The organism is Streptomyces odontotermitis (genome assembly GCF_050510915.1).
Lineage (GTDB): Bacteria > Actinomycetota > Actinomycetes > Streptomycetales > Streptomycetaceae > Streptomyces.
Genome location: NZ_JBNJLS010000007.1, coordinates 1 through 17,665 on the forward strand (window position 1 = coordinate 1; position 17,665 = coordinate 17,665).

Sequence of the window (17,665 nt, forward strand, 5' to 3'; positions counted from 1 at the left end):
CCGTCTCGCCTTGCTGCGCGAGGGCGGGTCCCTTCAGCCTCGGGGGGGTGTGTCTTTCAGCCCGTCCGGCGTTTGAGGACGAGGCGCGTTCAGCGCCGATGGGGGGTCCGGGGGCGCAGCCCCCGGGTGGGTGCGCCAGGGGCGACGGAGTCGCCGTATCGGGAAGGGGCGGGGTTGGGGAAAAGGCACCCGGCAGGGTGAGGGAGCCCTCGAATCCGTGCTAAAGAGGATCATGCCCACTCGCTATGACGCCGTCATCGTCGGCGGCGGCCACAACGGCCTGGTCGCCGCCGCCTATCTGGCCCGCGCGGGGCGCAGCGTCCTGCTCCTGGAGCGGCTCGGCCGCACCGGCGGCGCCGCGGTCTCCAGCGCCCCCTTCGCCGGGCTCGACGCACGGCTCTCCCGCTACTCGTACCTCGTGAGCCTGCTGCCCCGGAAGATCGTCCGGGACCTGGACCTGGACTTCCGCGTGCGCACCCGCACCGTTTCCTCGTACACCCCGACCGAGCGGGACGGGCGGCCCACCGGCCTGCTGGTCGGCGGCGGCGACGCCCGCACCCGCAAGGCGTTCGCGCGGCTGACCGGCGGCGAGCGGGAGTACGAGGAGTGGCGGCGCTTCTACGGCATGACCGGGCGGCTCGCCGAGCGCGTCTTCCCGACCCTCACCGAGCCATTGCCCACGCGTGACGAGCTGCGCCGCCGCGTCGACGACGAGACCGCCTGGCGCGCCCTCTTCGAAGAGCCCATCGGCGTCGCCGTCGAGGAGCGCTTCACCGACGACCTCGTCCGGGGTGTCGTCCTCACCGACGCGCTGATCGGCACGTTCGCCGACGCCCACGACCCCTCGCTGCGGCAGAACCGCTGCTTCCTCTACCACGTCATCGGCGGCGGCACCGGCGCCTGGGACGTGCCCGTCGGCGGCATGGGCGCCCTCACCACGGCCATCGCTGACGCGGCCCGGGCGGCGGGCGCGCGCCTCGCCACCGGCCACGAGGCGACCCGCATCGAGACCGACGGGCACACGGCCGAGGTCACCTACCGCACCGCCGACGGGGAGGGCACCGTCGCCGCCCGCCACGTCCTGGTCGGCGCCTCGCCGCAGGCCCTCGCCGAACTGACCGGCGACGCCCCGCCCGCCCCCGCCGAGGGCGCCCAGCTCAAGGTCAACATGCTCCTGACCCGGCTGCCGCGTCTGCGCGACACCTCCGTGGACCCGGCCGAGGCGTTCGCCGGGACCTTCCACATCGCCGAGGGATACGAGGAGTTGGCCGCCGCCCACGCCCAGGCCGCCTCCGGCCGGCTGCCCGCCGCGCCGCCCTCCGAGATCTACTGCCACTCCCTCACGGACCCCTCGATCCTCGGTGACGACCTCGTGGAGCGCGGCTACCAGACCCTCACCCTCTTCGGCCTGCACACCCCCGCCCGGCTCTTCGCCCAGGACAACGACGCCGCCCGCGCGGAGCTCCTGAAGGCGACCCTCGCACAGCTCGACGCGCACCTGGCCGAGCCGATCGCCGACTGCCTCGCCACCGACGCCGAGGGCCGCCCCTGCATCGAGGCGAAGACCCCGCTCGACCTCGAACGGGACCTGCGCCTGCCCGGCGGGAACATCTTCCACCGCGACCTCGCCTTCCCGTACGCCCAGGAGGGCACGGGCCGTTGGGGCGTGGAGACCGCGCACGCCAACGTCCTGCTGTGCGGGGCGGGCGCGGTGCGCGGCGGCGGCGTCAGCGGAGTGCCGGGGCACAACGCGGCGATGGCGGTGCTGGGGGAGTAGTACGGGGCGTGTACGGTCGACAGTCGATCAAGCGGCCCGGCCACCCGCACGCGCGAGAAGGCCCGGCTCAGGAGCAGAGAAAGAGGGGCGCCGAGATGGCTACCCGCCGCGGGGGCGGCGCCGCCCCCACCTTCACCGAGCAGGCCCGCCGCGCTCAGCTCGTCGAGTGCACCATCGACCTGATCGCCACCAAGGGCAGGCCCGCGACCTCGCTTGCGGCGATCGCCGAGCGCGCGGGCCTGTCCAAGGCCGCGGTCCTCTACCACTTCTCGTCCAAGGACCAGCTCACCCAGGCCGCGTTCGCCCACGTCCTGGAGCAGTTCACGGCGTACGTGAACGAGAAGGTGGCCGCCGAGTCCGACCCCCGTGCCGCCGTCATCGCCTACGTCCGCGCGATGGTCGGCTACCAGCAGGCCCACCGCCGCCACGTCCGCGTGATCACCGAGACGCTCCTCGACGACGCGGGCGGCACCCGCCTCAAGACCCCCGGCGGCCACGACACGGCGGACCGCTGGCAGGCCCTGGCGGAGCTGCTCGCGGCGGGCCAACGGGGCGGCGGCTTCCGGGAGTTCGAGCCGCAGACGGTGGCCCTGGCGATCGGCGGCGCCATCGACGGCGTGATCGCGCACTGGCTCGCCCACCCCGAACTCGACCTGGACGCGGCGGCCGACGAACTGGTCACGTTCACGCTCCACGCGATCGAGCGGAGCCGCTGAGTCCGGAGCCGTCCCAGCTCCCGTCAGCGGCGCGCGAACGACGGCGCGTGTTCCGGCCGTACGCCCACCCCGCCCAGGTACCCCGCGACGGTCCGCAGCGCGGGCACCGCACGCAGCAGCCGCAGCGGCAACGGCAGCCGGTCACCGCGCAGCGTCCCCTCCAGGGCGGGCTTCAACAGCAGGGCGTGCTCGCCGAGTTGGGACTTCTGCGTCATGACGGTGGGCAGCGTGCGCCGCCTCTGCACCCGCTCCAGGTCGCGCCCGCGCACGGTGCCGCCGCGCAGCGGCCCGGCGAGGATGCGCGCGGCGGCGACGGCGTCCTGGACGGCGAGGTTGACGCCGACCCCGCCGACCGGCGACATGATGTGGGCGGCGTCCCCGATGCACAGGAGCCCCGGCCGGTGCCAGCGGGCGAGCCGCCCCATGGTGACCTCCAGCAGCTTCACGTCGTCCCAGGAGCGGATCTCCGCCATGGCCTCCCGGTCCCAGCCGAGCAGCGCGCCGAGCCGCTCGCGGAACCGGTCGATGCCGTGCGCGCGCAGCTCGGCGTCGGTGCCCTTCTTGATGAGGTAGGAGGTCTGGTAGTAGTCGCCGCGGTCCATGGTGGCGGCGACCTGCCCGTCCCGGATGCTGAGGAAGACCCGGCCCTCCTTGACCGCGTCGCGCGGCGCGGGCACCCGAACCTGCCATACGTCCATGGGGACTTCGAAGCAGGTGGGGGTCAGGCCCGCCTCCCGGCGCACCAGTGAGTCCCGCCCGTCGCAGGCCACCGTCAGGTCCGCGGCGAGCTCCCCGGGCGTGCCGTTCCCGTCGCCGTGATCGGTGTAGTGGACCCCCGTCACGCGCCCGGTGGCATCCCTGCGCAGCCCCGTCACGGCCGTGCGCATCCGCAGCGTGAAGGACGGCTCCTCGGCGGCCGCACCCGCGAGCAGGTCGAGGAAGTCCCACTGCGGGACCATCGCGAGGTACTTGTGCCGGCCGGGGATGCGGCGCAGATCGCCCGCGACGACCGTGGCGTCGTCGATGTGCATGCGCATCTCGTGCAGCCTGCGGGCGGGCAGCCGCGCGAAGCGTTCGCCCAGGCCGAGTTCGTCGAGCAGGCGCAGCGTCGAGGGGTGCACGGTGTCCCCGCGGAAGTCGCGCAGAAAGTCCCCGTGCTTCTCCAGGACGGTGACGTCGAGCCCGGCCCGGGCGAGGAGCAGCCCGAGCATCATCCCCGCGGGGCCGCCGCCGACGACACAGCACGTCGTACGTTCCATTTCTCTTCCCTCCCTGGGAGCGTGCGCCCCAGGCTAACCGATCGGTCAGAAAGCTGACCGCTCGGTCAGATCCTTCCTCGCCCAAAGAATCTGACACCGCATCAGAAAATCTCTTCCGTCGTCCGGACGGCTGCGGCATCCTGCGCCCATGCAGACGGAGCTGAGCAAGAAACTGGGAGTCGAGCACGCCATCTTCGGCTTCACGCCGTTCCCCGCCGTGGCGGCCGCCATCAGCAGGGCCGGCGGCTTCGGTGTGCTCGGCGCGGTGCGGTACACGGCACCCGACGACCTGGCCCGCGACCTCGACTGGATGCAGGAGCACGCGGACGGCAGGCCCTACGGCCTGGACGTCGTCATGCCCGCCAAGAAGGTCGAGGGCGTCTCCGAGGCCGACGTCGAGGCGATGATCCCCGAGGGGCACCGGCAGTTCGTCCAGGACACCCTCGCCAAGCACGGCGTGCCCGCGCTTCCCGAGGGCGAGGCGTCCGGCTGGCGCATCACCGGCTGGATGGAGCAGGTCGCCCGCAACCAGCTCGACGTCGCCTTCGACTACCCCATCAAACTCCTCGCCAACGCGCTGGGTTCACCGCCCGCCGACGTCATCGGACGCGCCCACGGCCACGGCGTCCTCGTCGCGGCGCTCGCGGGCAGCGCCCGGCACGCGCAGAAGCACGCCGAGGCGGGCATCGACATCGTCGTGGCGCAGGGCTACGAGGCGGGCGGGCACACCGGCGAGATCGCCTCCATGGTGCTCACTCCCGAAGTCGTCGAGGCCGTCGACCCGTTGCCGGTCCTCGCCGCCGGGGGCATCGGCAGCGGACAGCAGATCGCCGCCGCCCTCGCCCTCGGCGCACAGGGCGTCTGGCTCGGCTCGCTCTGGCTGACCACGCTGGAGGCCGACCTCCACTCGCCCGCCCTGACAAGGAAGTTGATCGCCGCGGGCTCCGGGGACACCGTCCGCTCGCGCGCCCTGACGGGCAAGCCCGCGCGGCAGCTCCGTACCGAATGGACCGACGCCTGGGACGACCCGGCCGGACCCGGCACGCTGCCGATGCCGCTGCAGGGCCTGCTCGTCGCCGAGGCCGTGTCCCGGATCCAGAAGTACGAGGTGGACGCCCTGCTCGGCACCCCCGTCGGACAGATCGTCGGCCGGATGAACAGCGAACGCAGCGTGCAGGAGGTCTTCGACGACCTGACGCGCGGCTTCGAGCGCGCCATCGACCGCGTCAACCGCATCGCCGGAAGGAGCGACAAGGCATGAGCACGGTGAGCACTTCGACCCCGCCCAACGGCTTCTGGGCCCAGGCCACGGCCGACCCCGACCGCACCGTCCTGACCGCACCCGACGGGGAGGAGTGGAGCGCGGGACGGCTGCACGCCGCCGTGAACCGGCTGGTGCACGGGCTGCGGGCGGCGGGACTCGAGAAGGGTGACGTGTTCGCCGTCGTCCTGCCGAACAGCGTCGAGTTCTTCGCCGCGTACCTCGCCGCCTCCCAGGCCGGGTTCTACCTCGTCCCCGTCAACCACCACCTGGTCGGCCCGGAGATCGCCTGGATCGTCTCCGACTCCGGCGCCAAGGTGCTCATCGCGCACGAGCGCTTCGCCGAGCAGGCGCGGGCCGCCGCCGACGAGGCCGGTCTTCCCGAGACGCACCGCTACGCCGTCGGCTCCGTCGACACCTTCCGGCCCTACGCCGAACTCCTCGACGGGCAGAGCGAGTTGCCGCCCGCGGACCGGACCCTCGGCTGGGTCATGAACTACACCTCCGGTACGACGGGGCGCCCGCGCGGCATCCGCAGGCCGCTGCAGGGCAAGCTCCCCGAGGAGGCGTACCTCGGCGGCTTCCTCGGCATCTTCGGCATCAAGCCGTTCGACGGGAACGTCCACCTCGTCTGCTCGCCGCTCTACCACACGGCCGTGCTCCAGTTCGCGGGCGCCGCCCTGAACATCGGGCACCCCGTCGTCCTCATGGACAAGTGGACGCCCGAGGAGATGCTGCGCGTCATCGACACGTACCGGTGCACGCACACGCACATGGTGCCGACCCAGTTCCACCGCCTCCTCGCGCTCCCGCAGGAGACCAAGGACCGCTACGACGTGTCCTCGATGCGGCACGCCATCCACGGCGCCGCGCCCTGCCCCGACCACGTCAAGCGCGGCATGATCGACTGGTGGGGCACCTGCGTGGAGGAGTACTACGCGGCCAGCGAGGGCGGCGGCGCGTTCGCGACGGCCGAGGACTGGCTGAAGAAGCCGGGCACGGTCGGAAAGGCGTGGCCCATCAGCGAGTTGGCGGTCTACGACGACGACGGCAACCAGCTGCCCGCCGGTGAACTCGGCACGGTCTACATGAAGATGAAGACCGGCGGCTTCTCGTACCACAAGGACGAGGCCAAGACGAAGAAGAACCGCATCGGCGACTTCTTCACGGTCGGCGACCTCGGTGTGCTCGACGAGGACGGCTACCTCTTCCTGCGCGACCGCAAGATCGACATGATCATCTCGGGCGGCGTCAACATCTACCCCGCCGAGATCGAGGCCGGACTCCTGACCCACCCCGCCGTCGCCGACGCCGCCGCGTTCGGCATCCCGCACGACGACTGGGGCGAGCAGGTCAAGGCCGTCGTCGAGGTCGCCGAGGGCTACGAGGCCGGGGAGGCCCTCGCGGCGGAGATCCTCGCCCACTGCGAGACCCAACTCGCGGGCTACAAGCGCCCCAAGAGCGTCGACTTCATCGAGACGATGCCGCGCGACCCGAACGGCAAGCTGTACAAGAGGCGGCTGCGGGACCCGTACTGGGAGGGACGGGAGCGCGCGGTGTGATCGAGCGCGGGGGCGCCGCAGCGGGCGCCGCCTACCGCCGGCCCGCCCCGCCCGGCATCCCCCACGCGACCCCCGTGTGCCGAGGCGCGATCCACTGAGCGGGGCGGCGCACGGGGAACGACTCGTGCGGGGCGTACTCGCGGACGTGCCCGCCGTCGAACGTGACCTTGACGCGGTCGCGCAGCACCGTGATACGCCTCACCCGGTACCAGTGGCCGCCCAGGTGGACCTCTTCGTCCTTGAGGAGGAACTGCGCGGGCTTGGCGTAGTGGGTGTAGCCGTTGGCCGGGGTGGTCACCGGTCTGCCCCTCCGTTCGTGGCCGGACCGCCGGTCGAGGCCGCCGGGCGGGAGTCGCTGGTCGGATTTCGCTGGTCGGATGTCGCTGGTCGGATCCGTCATTCTCGCGTGGCGCGGGGCCTGCCGCATGAGGCGAAGGTCCCCTCGGGTGGCCGTCCGCGCGGGCCGACTACGATGGCCGCGGGCCGTGACTGGCGCTGAGGTGGAGCACCACCGGGGAGCGGCCCGGCTTCCTGCCGATGCCGTGCGCCTGGGCGACTCACCTCTGAGGCTCAGGAGTGGCACATGGCCCGCATACAGCAGTCGTCGGCTCAGCCTTCGCATCAGCACTCGGATCAGCGCTCGGCCCGGCTCATGGACGGCACCGGACTCGCCCGGAGCATCGTCGCGTCGAGCGCGGAGGCCGCCGCCGACATCAGGCGGCGCACCGGTACGGCCCCCTGTCTGGCGACCGTCCTCGTCGGCGAGGACCCGGCCTCGGTGACGTACGTCCGGATGAAGCGCGCCCGCTGCGAGAAGGCGGGCATCACCTCGCGGCACGTCGCCCTGCCCGCCTCCGTCGGCACCGCCGAGCTGGTCGACACGATCGGCGCCCTGTCGGCGGACCCGGACGTGCACGGCATCCTGCTGCAGCACCCCGTCGGACCCCACATCGACGAGCGGGCCGCCTTCGAGGCCATCGACCCGGCCAAGGACGTCGACGGCGTCACCATGCACTCCTTCGCGGCGATGGGCTTCGGGCTGCCCGGCTTCGTCTCCTGCACGCCCGGCGGGATCATGCGGCTCCTCGACGCGTACGACGTCGACCTGACCGGCAAGCACGCCGTCGTCGTCGGGCGCAGCGCCATCCTCGGCAAGCCCGCGGGCCTGCTCCTGCTCGGCCGGGACGCCACCGTCACGTACTGCCACTCCCGCACCACCGACCTCTCCGCGATCGTGCGCGAGGCCGACGTCCTGCTCGCCGCCGTCGGCCGGCCGCGCTTCATCGCCGGTGCGGACATCAAGCCGGGCGCCGTCGTGATCGACGCCGGCTACAACCCGGGGAACGTCGGGGACGTCGACTTCGACACCGCCCGGGAGCGGGCGAGCCTCATCACGCCCGTGCCGGGCGGCGTCGGGCCCATGACCATCGCCGTGCTCCTCGCCCAGACGGTGGAGGCCGCGCAGCGCCAACTCGGCCTCGGCTGACGCGAGCCGGCCCGCCCTCTCCTCCGAGAAGGGGCGGGCCGGACACCCGTATGCGAGGCGCGGTCGGCTACCGGCGCTCGCGCACCCGCTGCACCTTCAGCGCCGGGTCGCTCAGGATGTCCTTCTCGCAGAACCGCGACGTCACCCAGCGCCCCTGCGAGAACAGCTCCGTCTGGTCCCTGAAGTGGGCGGAGCCGGGGTTCGGGGACTGGGAGTAGGTCAGGAGCGTGCGGGCCTTGGGGCAGCGGCCCTTGTCCCAGCCGACGGCCTGGATGTGGCTGGAGCCGTGCTGGACCTCGGTGTAGCCGCCGCCCTGGGCGTTCCAGTCGGCCTCGACCTTGTTCCAGACGCCGAGCCCCTCCGTGCCGCCGTGGACGGGCAGCCGCTTCCCGCCGCGCGTGACGAACTGGTTCTCGCCGAGCGGGGCGTCCAGGGCGATGCCCGCGCCGGTCAGCTCCGTGACCGTGTCGGCGAGGGCGGCCGTGAAGCCCTTCGCGTCGGTGTTGACCGTGTTCGGGGTGCGCACCGGGTCGGCCGCCGAGAACGGCACCTTCCACTGCTCGGCCTTCGGCACCGTCGCCGTGAACCTGCGCCAGAAGCGGTCGAAGAGCAGCGCGCCCCGGCTCCCGGCCGTCATCGCGTGGTCCCAGGAGGCGAGCGCCGCGCACGCCGTGCGTACGTCAACGGGCTTGCCGTCGCTGCCCGTTGCCGTCCCGCCGGGCAGCGCCGCACAGGCGCGCGCGACGTCGTCGGCGGCCAGGTCACCGGCGGGCACACGGTCCGCGAACTGCTGCTTCTGCAGGTCGGAGACCGTCAGCTTGCCCTTCCTCGCCATCGCCGAGACGTCCTCGACGGCGCCGCGCGTGCGCAGGGAGCGCGGTGTGCCGATGTCCCCGAAGATCCGCTCGTAGCCGGTGAGCGGGTGGTCGGCGTTGGTGAGCCAGGCGCTGTTGTTGGAGTTCTCGACGTACGGCGCGTCCTTGAGGGTCGGCATCCGCGACGGCCCGAAGATGCCGGGCTGCAGGGCGTCCTTGTCCCGGCCGAGCGCGCAGTCGGTGCGCGAACCGTCCAGGATCGCCAGGCCCGCCTGCGGATACGTGACCTTGCCGAGCGGCGTGGAGCAGCGCGCCGCCAGGTCGTCGGTGATGCGCGGCAGCACCTGCGACTGGCTGAGCAGCGAGTGGCCCGCGCGGTCGGCGGCGACGGTGTTCACCCAGGGCAGGCCCTGGGTGTCGCGCAGGGAGCGCTGGATGTCGGCGGTGGAGCGGGCCTTGCCGAAGCCGAGGTCGGTGTCGTTGCCGCGCAGATTCACCGCGTTGGGGTCGTTGAGGGCGTACGCCGTGGTCTTCGTCCAGGTCAGCGGGAGATCGGCGCCGAGGCCCGCGACGACGGGCCCGTACCGGGTCCAGTACTGGGTGCGGGTGACGGGCGTGCCGCTCTTGTCGGGCACCGTGACCGTCCGGCGGGTCATCTTCTCCGGCTTGCCGTCCACCAGATACGCGGTGGGGTCCGCGGGGTCGAGGGTGAGCTGGTGGAGGTTCAGGGTGGTGCCGGTCGCGACGGTGTGGCTCCAGGCGACGTTGCCGTTGAAGCCGATGTTGACGACCGACGTGCCGACCAACGAGCCGCCGGAGACGTTGAGTTCACCGGGAATCGTCTGCTGCGACTGCCAGAAGCGGCGGCCGCCGTGCCACGGGTAGTGCGGATTGCCGAGCAGCAGGCCGCGGCCGTTCGCCGTGGTCCTCCCGCTGAACGCCACCGCGTTGGAGCCCATGTCGGCGTCCTCCGTCGACAGGAGCTCGCGCGCGGCCCTGCCGGTCTTCGCCGGGTCGGGCGCGTGCCGCTCGCTGGCGGCGGCCGGGGGAGCGGCGGCGGCGATGCCGTCGACGGCCCGCCCCTGCCCGCCGAGCACCTGCACCGCGAAGCCCATCCGGGCCACGTCCAGCGGCTCGATGCGCTTGACCCAGTCGGCGCCCTTGCACTTCGGGTCGGTGACGCGGTTCTGCTTCAGCCAGGCGTTGTAGCCCGCGGCGAAGCCCCGCATCAGGTCCTTCGAGTCCCGGCTCGCCCCGACGGGCGCGGGCTTCGCGACGAGCTTCTCCACCGTGCCCGCGTCCCGAACGCCCCGGAAGTACAGGTCACTTGAGAGGTTCGTGGTCGCCGACGACAGGGAGCCGTCGGGCTTCCCGTCCTTCCCGAAGTAGCGCGAGCGCTCGCCGCGCACCGTCGCATAGCCCTCGGCGAGCGTGCACACATGGTCGGCGGCCTGCGCCCAGCCGGTGCCGAACCCGAGGTTTTGGTAGTCCTTGGCGACGATGTGCGGAATGCCGTACTGGGTGTAGCGGATCGTGGCGGACAGACCGCCGCCGGAGCGGCGTGCGCCGCCCTCCGGCTCGGCGTGCGCCGACGCGGGCAGCAGGGCCACGGCGGTCAACAGGGTGATGCCGGTGGCGGTCAAGCGTCTGGTGCGGGTACGCAGCATGCCTTTTCGTGCCTCCCAACTCGTCCGACGGAAGGTGCAGTTGCGCATACTAAGCGGTAGGTCACTGGCAGGTACACCGTGTTGACTCGTGTCTTTCGTGCCGCCGCACCCCCCTTGACCGGCGTCCCCGACGCCCCCGAGGATCACGCCATGACGGGCCTCACGGGTGCGACGGGTGTACGCGACAACACGGTCGACGGCGTCCTGCGGCGCAGCGCGCGGCGCACGCCACGGCGGGCGGCGCTCCACTACGGCGACCGCTCCTGGACCTACGCCGCACTCGACGACGCCGTCTCGCGGGCGGCCCGCGTGCTGCACGACGAGGGCCTCGCGCCGGGCGACCGCGTCGCCGCCTACGCCCACAACTCGGACGCCTACCTGATCGGCTTCCTCGCCTGCGCCCGCGCGGGCCTGGTGCACGTCCCGGTCAACCAGAACCTCACCGGCGAGGAACTCGCCTACATCGTCGGCCAGTCGGGCAGCTCCCTGGTCCTCACCGACCCGGACCTGGCCCCCCGCCTCCCGGGCTCCCTCCGCACCCTCCCGCTGCGCGACGCCGACGACTCGCTCCTCGTCCGCCTCGCCGCGACCCCTCCGTACGACGGTCCGCAGCCCGCCGCCGAGGACCTGGCCCAACTCCTCTACACCTCCGGCACGACGGCCCTCCCCAAGGGCGCGATGATGACCCACCGCGCCCTCGTCCACGAGTACGTGAGCGCGCTGCACGCCCTGGACCTCAGGGAGACCGACCGGCCCGTGCACTCGCTGCCGCTGTACCACTCGGCGCAGATGCACGTCTTCCTGCTGCCCTATCTGGCGGTCGGCGCGGAGAACACGGTCCTGGACGCCCCCGACGCGGGCCGGATCTTCGACCTGGTGGCGGCGGGCCGGGCCGACAGCCTCTTCGCCCCGCCCACGGTCTGGATCGGCCTGTCGAACCACCCCGACTTCGCCACCCGCGACCTGAGCGCGCTGCGCAAGGCGTACTACGGGGCGTCGATCATGCCGGTACCGGTACTGGAGCGGCTGCGCGCCCGCCTCCCGGGCCTGGCCTTCTACAACTGCTTCGGCCAGAGCGAGATCGGCCCCCTCGCCACGGTCCTCGGGCCCGACGAGCACGAGGGCCGCATGGACTCCTGCGGGCGGCCCGTGCTGTTCGTGGAGGCCCGGGTCGTCGACGAGTCGGGCAAGGAGGTGCCCGACGGCACCCGGGGCGAAGTGGTCTACCGCTCCCCGCAGTTGTGCGAGGGCTACTGGGACAAGCCCGAGGAGACCGCGGAGGCGTTCCGCGACGGCTGGTTCCACTCGGGCGACCTCGCGGTGCGCGACGCCGAGGGCTACTTCACCGTCGTCGACCGGGTCAAGGACGTCATCAACTCCGGCGGTGTCCTGGTGGCCTCACGCCAGGTCGAGGACGTCCTGTACCAGCACCCGGAGGTCGCCGAGGCCGCGGTGATCGGGCTCCCGGACGAGCGCTGGATCGAGGCGGTGACGGCGGTGGTCGTCCGCAGGGGCGACGTCACCGAGCCCCAGCTCCTCGCCCACGCACGCGAGCAGCTCGCCCACTTCAAGGCCCCCAAGCGCATCGTGTTCGTGGACGCCCTGCCCCGCAACGCCAGCGGCAAGATCCTCAAGCGGGAGCTGCGGGACCGGCTCAGCGGGGCGTGACCCGGGCGCCGTTGATGACCGCCCGGAAGATCCACGCCAGGCGCTCCTCCGGGGAGCCGGAGACCAGGTCGGAGCCGAGGGCCGCGATGCGGGGGTACGCGGCGGGGTCGGCGTCGCGCACGGCGGTGGCGATCGCGTTGTCCTCGCCCTCGGCCGTCGTGGAGTGGGAGCGGGTGGAGTGTTCGGCCGCCGTCGCCGTGGCCACCTGGAGCAGCACGTCGATCCCCCACGCGGCCTGGGCGTCGGGCACCTCGCCCTCGTGCAGGAGGGCGAGCAGCGCCTCGACCAGGGAGAGGTAGTTCGGGCCCGAGGGGCGGGAGACCAGGGCGGAGTGGGCGAGGCTGGGGTTGTCGAACAGGACGCGTGTGTACGAGTCGAGGACCGCGGCGAGCCGGTCGCGCCAGTCGCCGTCCGCCCGCGCCGGGGTGAGGTCGACCGCGCCGAGGAGCTCTTCGAGGATCGCGGCGTGCAGCTCGGCGGTGTTCGCCACGTACACGTAGAGGGAGGCCGGGCCGGTGTCGAGCTCCTGGGCCAGGCGGCGCATGGTGACGCGCTGCAGGCCCTCGCTCTCCATGAGCCGGACGGCGGTCGCCACGATGCCGTCGTAGGTGAGGGCGGGCTTGGCGGGCCGCTCGCGGCGGCTGCGGGGTGCGGGGGTGCGCGGGCTCATGGGATCCACCGTATCGAACATGTTCGGGGCGAACTGGTTCGCCCCGAACGGGGGTTGTCGCTCACTCCGCGTGCGCGTCCTCGGGCTGCGCGGCCTTGGGGAGGAGACGGACCAGGCCGAGGCAGCCCGTGGTGACGGCGAGCATCACGATCAGGCTGACCGTCATGGCGTGCGCCTGGCCGCCGCCGAGCGTGTGGAAGAACACCGTCGTCATCACGGCCGAGCCGATCGCGCTCGCCAGCTGCTGGATCGCGCTGAGCGACCCGCTGGCGCTCCCGGCCTCCTCCGCGTCGACGTCGCCTAGGGCGATGTCGAAGAGGGTGCCGAAGCAGGACCCCATGCCGAGTCCGATGAGGAGCGTCGCCGGGACGAGCGCCCACACGTTCAGCCCGGTCCCGTAGGCGAGGACGAGCCCGAGGGTCCAGGCGCCGCCGAGGAGGGTGAGCACGAGGCCCGCGAGGATGAGGTTGCGCCCGAGCTTCGGCATCAGCGGCCGCACCGCGAACGCGGCGATGATGATGCCGACGGCGATGGGGCTGAGGGAGAGCGCAGCGCCGGTCGGGGTGCGGCCCATGCCTTCCTGGAGGAAGAGCGAGATCACGTACATCAGGCCGCTGACCACGGCGAAGTACGCGAGGCCCATGATCAGGCCGGAGGTGAAGCCCCGGTTCTTGAGGAGCGTGGGCCGCAGCAGCGGGTCGGCGGCGGTGCGCTGCCGGAGGCAGAAGAGGCCGAACGCGACGGCGCCGACGACGAGGCAGCCGACGGGGAGCGCGCCCCAGCCGTCGGTGGAGCCCTCGATGAGGCCGAACATCAGCGTGCCCATGGTGAGCGCGAGCAGTCCGGAGCCGACCCCGTCGATGACGGTGGACCGCTCGCCCCGGCCCCGGGGCAGGATGCGGACCGCGGCGACGAGGGCGGCGGCGCCGAGCACGATGTTGATGAGGAACATGAAGCGCCAGCCGGCCGCGTCCACCAGAAAGCCGCCGAGCACGGGCCCGCCGACCGTGGCCACGCCGAGCAGCGGCCCGAAGACGCTGAACGCCTTGCGCATCATGTCGCGGTCGAAGTGCCGCGTCATGATCGCGATGCCCTGGGGGATCATCAGCGCCCCGAAGGAGCCCTGGAACAGGCGGGCCGCGATGATCATGCCCGGGTCCGCGGAGAGCCCGCAGGCCGCCGAGGCGAGCGTGAAGCCCGCGAGCCCGGCGAGGAAGACGCGGCGCTGCCCGAACTTGTCGCCGAGGCGTCCGCCGAGCACCAGGAGCACGCCCATCGCGAGCGCGTAACTGGAGCCGAGCCACTTGATGAGGCCCTCGCCGCCGCCGATGTCCCGGGCGATCGTGGGCGCGGCGATGTTGGTGAGCGTGGAGTCGAGCAGGTCCATGGCGTCGGCCGCGAGGACCACGCCGAGGATCGCCCACATCACCTTGGTGGACAGCCGTGCGGGGGCCGCCTGCCCGGAGGCCGTGGCGGCGGCCGTGGCGGTTGTGGTGTCGGTGGACATGGCGACCACCCCTTTCCTGGTGCGAACGCGAGGCGCGCACGGGTGCGCGAACGAACACGTCCACCATAACGAACATGTTCGTAGCGAACAAGTTCGTCAAGGTTTGTTAGGGGTGTGGGGTGGTGCGCGGGGCCGTGTCGGAGGTGGTGGGCGCGGCGGTGCCCCGGCCGGGGTGCCGGGCCGCCGCGGCGGCGATGCGCTCGGCCTTCTCGGCGGCTTCGGTGAGCAGCGGCTCGTACCGGTCGAGGGTGGCGCGGAGCCGGGGGTCGGTGCGGGCGCGCAGGAACTCCTCCTGCAGGGCGGCGAGTTGGCGGTGGATGCGGCGGCGCAGCAGGTGCTGGTCGAGGGGGTCGGGTGCGGGGGTGCGGGCGTGCTCCGCGTAGGCGGCGAGGTCGTGGTGGAGGGCGGCGAGCCGGTCCGGCACATGCGGGGCGCGGTGCTCGGGCCAGAGGAGATAGCCGACGACGAGGGCGATCGCGCAGCCCACCAGGGTGTCGAGGAGCCGGGCGCCCAGCAAGGTCGTCCCCTGGTGTCCCATCCGGTCGGCCAGCAGGATCATGATCGGGGTCAGACAGAGGGTCTGGAGCGCGTAGTTGCGGCGCCCGACGGCCTGCAGCGCGGCGGTGAACACCACGACGGCGGCGATGCGCGGCCAGGCGCCGGGCAGCACGGTCAGCGCCGCGTACCCGACGAGCAGCCCGCCCACGGTGCCCAGACAGCGCAGCAGGGTGCGCCCGGTGACGGTGCCCAGATCGGGCCGGACGATCAGTGCAACGGTGAGCACGAGCCAGGGCGCCCGGGGGAGCGAGGTGAGCGAGGCGACCGTCTGCGCGGCGGTGACGCAGGCGGTCAGGCGCAGGGCGTACTGCCAGGACTCGGGGTCGCGCAGCGTGCGGCCGAGCGCGGTGCGCAGCCGGGTGCGGACGGGGGCGTGGGGGCCGAGGCGGCGAGGGGCGACGGGATCCGGACGGGTGGGCCGGGCGTCGCCATCCGGGGCGGCGTGGTCCAGGACGGTGTGGTCGAGGGCGGCGCGCAGGGCGCGGTCCTGCGGGGTGCGGGGCGCCGGGAGGCTGCCGAACTCGGCCTCCGGGGCGCCCCGTTCGACGGCGTCGGCGAGGGACCGCAGGGCCTGGGCGTACTCCGGCGGGGGCGGGCTCGGGGCGTGCCGGACGGCGGGCGCGGCGGCGATGACCTCGACCAGCGCGTCGAGCCGCGCGGTGAGGACGGCCGGGACGGAGCGGGCCCGTGGCGGACGCAGCCGCCGTACGACGAGGAGGTCGTAGGCGTGGTTCATGGCGCTGGTGACGGTGCGGCGGGCCTGCGGCCAGGGGGAGGGTTCGGGGGTGGGCGACGTGTTGCCGGCCGGCTCGCGGTGGACGGGCGAGTCGGGTGTGGGCTCGCGGTGGGTCGGCTCGTGGTCGGTGGGCGCGCGGTCGTCCGGATCGCGGCCGGGTGCCCGGTGGCCGGTTGGCTCGCGGCCGGCCTTCGCGCTCCCGGCGGCGCCCCGCCCCGCCTCCAGCAACCCCGCCACCGCCCGGTACGCCTCCGCGACCGCCGTCCGCTCCGCGCGGTGGCGGCGCAGCGGCCACGGCGCCAGGGACAGCAGCATCAGGGGAAGCCCACCGGCGAGGAACAGGAGCGGCTGCTGCCACCACGGGCCCGTCGGCGGCATGCCCAGGCCCATGATCGAGGCGAGCAGCAGCACCAGGCCCGCCATCGAACTGACCCTCCCCAGCGTGGAGATGAGGCCCGAGACGACGGCCACCACGGCCATCAGCACGATCGCCGCCCACGCCTGCCCACCCGTGAGCCGCCCCAGGGCAAGCCCGATCGCGCCGCCGAGCTGGGGCAGGAACAGGGACAGCGCCCGCACCCGGTAGGAGCCGGAGCCGATGTCGTCCAGGGCGGCGCCATAGGCACCGAGCGCCGCGGCCGCGCCCGCCACCGGATGACCGGTCGCCTGGCCCACCGCGAGCGGGACGAGGATGCCCGCCCCGCCGCGCGCCACAAGGGCTCGGTCGACCGGGTGGGGCCGCCCGCGCAGAGCGTGCCGCCACCACGGCGTCGGCGCCGGTGGAGAAGGGGAGGGGGAAGGGGTGCGGGGGTGTGCCGGGTCGGTCATCAGTAGCGCATGTCCATCGCGGCCCGGACCTCGTCCAGGGTGGCCTCGGCCACGGCGTTGGCCCGCTCGTTGCCGGTGCGCAGGACCTTCCGTACGTACGAGCGGTCCGCGGCGAACTGCTCCCTGCGCGCCCGCAGCGGCGCGAGGTGCTCGTTGACCGCCTCGGTCACCGTCCGCTTGAGCGCGGCGCCGCCGCCGTCGCCGATCTCCGCGGCGACCTCGTGCGGGTCCCGGTCCTGGCACAGGGCGGCGAGCAGCACGAGGCTGGAGACCTCGGGGCGGTGCTCCGGGTCGTACGTGATCTGCCGCGTCGCATCGGTCTTCGCGCCCTTGATGAGCCGCGCGGTCTCGTCGGCGGTCGCGGACAGGGAGATCGCGTTGCCCCGGGACTTGCTCATCTTCGTGCCGTCCGTGCCGAGCAGCAGCGGCGCGGCCGAGAGCAGCGCGTCGGGCTCCGGAAAGACCTGTCCGTAACGGGAGTTGAAGCGCCGGGCCACGGTGCGGCTCACTTCGAGGTGCGGCAACTGGTCCTGTCCCACGGGCACCACGTTGGCCTTGCAGAAGAGGATGTCGCACGCCTGGTGGACCGGATAGGTGAACATCAGGCCGCTCACCGCCGACTGCCGGGAGTGCGCGATCTCGTCCTTGACGGTGGGGTTGCGGCCCAGCTCGGAGAAGGAGACCAGCGAGAGGAACGGCAGCATCAGCTGGTTGAGGGCGGGCACCGCGCTGTGCGCGAAGACCGTGGAACGCTCGGGGTCGATGCCGCAGGCCAGATAGTCGAGGACCAGGTCCTCGACGTGTTCGGCGAGGTGGTCGGCGACGTCCCGGTCGGTCAGCACCTGGTAGTCGGCCACCAGGATGAACGTGTCCACGCCCAGGTCCTGGAGGCGGACGCGGTTGCGCAGGGTGCCGAAGTAGTGGCCCAGGTGGAGGGCGCCGGTGGGGCGGTCGCCGGTCAGCACCCGGAAGGAACCTGGCTCGCGTCGCAGCCGGTCCTCCAGCTCGGCCGTGCTGGTCGTGCTGGTCGTGGCGGCCGGACCGGCCTGGCCGGTCGTGGTGGTCTCGCCGGTCGTGCCGGTCGAAGGGGTCGAGGTGCTCATGGGCTTCTCCTGCCGTCGGGGTCGAAGGCCGCCGCCGGACGGGCAGGTGCTG

General features: G+C 73.0%; 13 protein-coding genes and 1 riboswitch. Of the genes, 6 read left to right on the forward strand and 7 right to left on the reverse strand.

What is annotated here, in order from left to right; all coding sequences use genetic code 11:
• The first annotated feature begins 232 nt into the window (after positions 1-232).
• Positions 233-1,777, forward strand: coding sequence for a phytoene desaturase family protein (locus tag ACQB60_RS20930; RefSeq protein ID WP_496927570.1), 1,545 nt, complete (start codon positions 233-235; stop codon positions 1,775-1,777).
• 95 nt (positions 1,778-1,872) lie between these two features.
• Positions 1,873-2,493: a TetR/AcrR family transcriptional regulator gene (locus tag ACQB60_RS20935; RefSeq protein ID WP_496927571.1), complete on the forward strand. Its 621-nt coding sequence runs from the start codon at positions 1,873-1,875 to the stop codon at positions 2,491-2,493.
• 23 nt (positions 2,494-2,516) lie between these two features.
• Here the strand turns inward: ACQB60_RS20935 and ACQB60_RS20940 are convergent, their stop codons facing one another.
• The gene (locus tag ACQB60_RS20940) at positions 2,517-3,752 is read right to left on the reverse strand and encodes an FAD-dependent oxidoreductase (RefSeq protein WP_496927572.1); all 1,236 of its coding nucleotides are present in this window, start codon (positions 3,750-3,752) and stop codon (positions 2,517-2,519) included.
• 148 nt (positions 3,753-3,900) lie between these two features.
• Between ACQB60_RS20940 and ACQB60_RS20945 the strand changes: the two genes are divergently transcribed.
• Positions 3,901-5,013 (forward strand): NAD(P)H-dependent flavin oxidoreductase, encoded by a 1,113-nt coding sequence (locus ACQB60_RS20945; protein WP_496927573.1) that lies wholly within the window; start codon positions 3,901-3,903, stop codon positions 5,011-5,013.
• Positions 5,010-6,575: an acyl-CoA synthetase gene (locus ACQB60_RS20950; RefSeq protein WP_496927574.1), complete on the forward strand. Its 1,566-nt coding sequence runs from the start codon at positions 5,010-5,012 to the stop codon at positions 6,573-6,575. The genes ACQB60_RS20945 and ACQB60_RS20950 overlap by 4 nt, the downstream gene beginning before the upstream one ends.
• Before the next feature lie 31 nt (positions 6,576-6,606).
• Here ACQB60_RS20950 and ACQB60_RS20955 read toward each other — a convergent pair whose 3' ends face one another.
• Positions 6,607-6,873 carry a hypothetical protein gene (locus tag ACQB60_RS20955; RefSeq protein WP_496927575.1) on the reverse strand — a complete coding sequence of 89 codons (267 nt, stop codon included), beginning with the start codon at positions 6,871-6,873 and terminating at the stop codon, positions 6,607-6,609.
• A 177-nt stretch (positions 6,874-7,050) separates the two neighbouring features.
• Positions 7,051-7,136, forward strand: a riboswitch (ZMP/ZTP riboswitch).
• Positions 7,137-7,158: 22 nt separating this feature from the next.
• On the opposite strand from ACQB60_RS20955, the gene ACQB60_RS20960 reads away from it, so the two are divergent.
• Entirely contained in the window at positions 7,159-8,061 is a 903-nt protein-coding gene (locus ACQB60_RS20960) for a bifunctional 5,10-methylenetetrahydrofolate dehydrogenase/5,10-methenyltetrahydrofolate cyclohydrolase (protein ID WP_496927576.1), read from the forward strand.
• 67 nt (positions 8,062-8,128) lie between these two features.
• Here ACQB60_RS20960 and ACQB60_RS20965 read toward each other — a convergent pair whose 3' ends face one another.
• Positions 8,129-10,543 carry a penicillin acylase family protein gene (locus ACQB60_RS20965; protein WP_496927577.1) on the reverse strand — a complete coding sequence of 805 codons (2,415 nt, stop codon included), beginning with the start codon at positions 10,541-10,543 and terminating at the stop codon, positions 8,129-8,131.
• A 150-nt stretch (positions 10,544-10,693) separates the two neighbouring features.
• Between ACQB60_RS20965 and ACQB60_RS20970 the strand changes: the two genes are divergently transcribed.
• Positions 10,694-12,211, forward strand: a complete 1,518-nt coding sequence (locus ACQB60_RS20970; protein ID WP_496927578.1) for an acyl-CoA synthetase — start codon at positions 10,694-10,696, stop codon at positions 12,209-12,211.
• On the opposite strand, the gene ACQB60_RS20975 is transcribed toward ACQB60_RS20970, so the two are convergent.
• The 4 genes from ACQB60_RS20975 to trpS all read right to left on the reverse strand — a co-directional run bounded on the left by ACQB60_RS20975 (position 12,198) and on the right by trpS (position 17,613).
• Positions 12,198-12,881 (reverse strand): TetR/AcrR family transcriptional regulator, encoded by a 684-nt coding sequence (locus ACQB60_RS20975; RefSeq protein WP_496927579.1) that lies wholly within the window; start codon positions 12,879-12,881, stop codon positions 12,198-12,200. The genes ACQB60_RS20970 and ACQB60_RS20975 overlap by 14 nt on opposite strands.
• A gap of 61 nt (positions 12,882-12,942) precedes the next feature.
• Positions 12,943-14,388, reverse strand: coding sequence for an MFS transporter (locus ACQB60_RS20980; protein ID WP_496927580.1), 1,446 nt, complete (start codon positions 14,386-14,388; stop codon positions 12,943-12,945).
• Positions 14,389-14,494: 106 nt separating this feature from the next.
• Positions 14,495-16,510: an FUSC family protein gene (locus ACQB60_RS20985; RefSeq protein WP_496927581.1), complete on the reverse strand. Its 2,016-nt coding sequence runs from the start codon at positions 16,508-16,510 to the stop codon at positions 14,495-14,497.
• Entirely contained in the window at positions 16,510-17,613 is a 1,104-nt protein-coding gene (gene trpS, locus ACQB60_RS20990; RefSeq protein WP_496927582.1) for a tryptophan--tRNA ligase, read from the reverse strand. Before trpS ends, ACQB60_RS20985 begins: the two co-directional genes overlap by 1 nt.
• Positions 17,614-17,665 lie beyond the last annotated feature (52 nt).